3 protein-coding genes are annotated in these 2,565 nt (G+C 53.6%); all 3 read left to right on the top strand.

Annotation, left to right across the window (positions count from 1 at the left end; genetic code table 11):
- Positions 1-841: 841 nt before the first annotated feature.
- Complete coding sequence (locus C7H09_RS00040) at positions 842-1,384, top strand: DinB family protein (protein WP_106760643.1); 543 nt, start codon at positions 842-844, stop codon at positions 1,382-1,384.
- 534 nt (positions 1,385-1,918) lie between these two features.
- Complete coding sequence (locus C7H09_RS00035) at positions 1,919-2,197, top strand: type II toxin-antitoxin system RelE/ParE family toxin (RefSeq protein WP_106760642.1); 279 nt, start codon at positions 1,919-1,921, stop codon at positions 2,195-2,197.
- A gap of 10 nt (positions 2,198-2,207) precedes the next feature.
- On the top strand, positions 2,208-2,495 hold the full coding sequence (locus tag C7H09_RS00030) for a HigA family addiction module antitoxin (RefSeq protein ID WP_106760645.1): 288 nt from the start codon (positions 2,208-2,210) through the stop codon (positions 2,493-2,495).
- Positions 2,496-2,565: the final 70 nt, after the last annotated feature.

Here is a 2,565-nt window from a genome sequence, read left to right as displayed (position 1 = left end):
GTTATAAAGCCCGGCTGGGGTGCAGAAAAACTCCCAGTTAACCGAATCCTACAGCGATGATCTGTACGAATAAACAGTATTTTTCAGGTTTGGGATTCGGTTCGAAGAACCAGACAAGGATGATCGTTGTTGAATGCGTTTTCAGCTACCCTCGGGGTATGTCCCAAGCGGATAACGCGCGGGTTGATCCGCTTGGGACATACCCCGAGGGAGAGCTATTCCTCAGCGATCGCGTTACCTTTTGGCTGGTTGCCAGTCTCGTCGCCAGAGCCCGTCGCAAACGGTTGGATTATGAAGTTTGAAGAACGTCTCGAAGCAGGCATGGCCGTCGAGGGTGTGCTTTATCAGAGCTCTTTCAGGACTTGGCTCTATAACAACACATTCATCCGACCCTCGCTTCGCTCGGGCAGATGAACGTACATCGTTATTGGCCCGGGCCGTCTTCACTTTTGGCGGGCTCAGGTGCAAAGGCCTTGGCGCCCGGCTTGGTTGTAAATCCGGTTCACTCTGGTGATTGCCAAGGCCGGAAAATTCGCTGTCTGGTTTGGTTGCCAAAGCGGTCAGCGGTGTTGGTATTCATGGCGTGCCCCAGTTGCGGGGCCGTCCGTCTTAAACGGTAATCGGGTCGGCGGCTTTTGAGTTCTGGTTCCTTTCGCCATCTGTCGAGTTTGTGCAAGCTGTTGGGGAGAGGGCATGCTGCCTTGGATACCTGGCTCAACCAGGGTGGTGACCGGCCACTAACCAGGCGGTCAACCGGACGCCAAAAGCGTACCGCTTTTGGTTCCCTCCGCTGGCGCTCCGGCGCCGGTTACCTCAGCGTTATACATGAGAGGGAACTCAGGTGAGCCTGAAAGATCACTTCGAATTGTTGTCCATTTACAATCAATGGATGAATTCCAAAATTTACGAGTCTGCAAGTTCGCTCTCTGCAACAGACTTAACTCAGGATCGCGGGGCTTTTTTCGGCTCTATTCTTGGAACTCTGAATCACATCGTCGTTGGTGACACCATCTGGCTGAAGCGGTTTGCCACCCATCCATCCTGCGTGGGTTCGTTGAAGGAGGTCGCCAACCTTCCAAATCCGACAAGCCTAAGCCAGATAGTGTTTGAGGATATTGGTCGCTTATCTGAACATCGGGCTTGGCTTGACCGACAAATTACCAGCTGGGTAGCCGGGCTAACCGAAGGCGATCTGGATTTCGTTCTCAGCTACCACAACACCAAAGGGATTCCGGCCAACAAGCGATATTCGAGCCTTGTTCTTCATTTTTTTAACCATCAGACTCACCATCGAGGGCAAGTTTCTGCTTTGCTATCACAGGCGGGCGCGGACGTTGGGGTTACCGACCTATTGACTCTGATTCCGGAGGAAACTCATGTATAACAAGTCGCAGCAGTTTGCGGCCGATGGCCGCCGGACACCACTGACGTGGCGCCGCTGTGCTCAGCGTTAGCTGGTAGTGCTTTGTACTTTTTAGGTGGCTGGGTGCTAATGGCCTTGGCCAAGAACCGGCAGTAAATCCGGCAACATGGTGCGGTTGCCAAGGCCCGCAAATTTGGCGTGTTGTTGGTAGCTCAATTGGTCAGTGGTGTTGGTAGTAACATGGGCGTTTGGGTTGTGGGGCCGTCCGCCGGTAAACGGTTCCTTGCTTACCTGCTAATCTGGCGTTCAGGTTCGTTCACCGCATCGTTGGTGGTGGTTTCAATAAAAGTGCATCGGCGGGTTTGGGTGCAAGGGCAGCGGTGCAGGCTGCGATGTTGGTTGCCAGGGATCGGGCTTCATTGATGCCCCCAGCTAACCAGTCGCTGTAGTACGTTCCCGGCCCGAGGGCCGTCCACCGGACGCCCTTGTCAGGGCGCCGCTAAGCTCAGCGTTATGTGAATTGACACCCGATACGTTTCAGGGTACATTCAGAGAATGATACGAAGCTTCAAACACAAGGGCTTGGCCAAATTTTTCAAGTCCGGTAGCACCGCAGGAATTCAGGCCGCTCACGCAAAAAGGCTTCGGCTTATTCTCGGTAGATTGAACGCAGCATCGGATGCCAAAGATATGGACTTACCCGGTCTTCGATTGCACGAACTCTCCGGCAATCGCGTTGGTATATGGTCAGTCACTGTTAGCGGTAACTGGCGAGTGACCTTCCGATTTGAAGATGGAGATGCCGAGATTGTGAACTATGAAGATTATCACTGAGGTAAAGCAAATGTTGATGCATAACCCCCCACACCCTGGTGAAGTATTGCGAGAGCTTTGTCTTGAACCACTCGGCCTCTCTGTCACGGCGGCTGCAGATGCATTGGGCGTTAGCCGCAAGACTCTTAGTGCCGTGCTGAACGGCAAGGCCGGTATCAGTCCCGAGATGGCTATCCGGCTCTCTATCGCTTTTGATACCTCTGCAGAGAGCTGGCTGAACCAGCAGTCCCAATATGAGCTCTGGCACGCCGAACAACATCGCAAAGAGCTCAACGTGAAAAGGCTTGTTGCGGCCTAAAGCAGCACATAACCAGTGCAGGCACGGCGACGCCTACTACATTGCGCCTTCGGCTCCATTTCGTAGGCGC

This window comes from Marinobacter fuscus, from assembly GCF_003007675.1.
Taxonomy (GTDB): Bacteria; Pseudomonadota; Gammaproteobacteria; order Pseudomonadales; family Oleiphilaceae; genus Marinobacter; species Marinobacter fuscus.
This window is presented reverse-complemented; position numbering and strand designations above follow the sequence as displayed.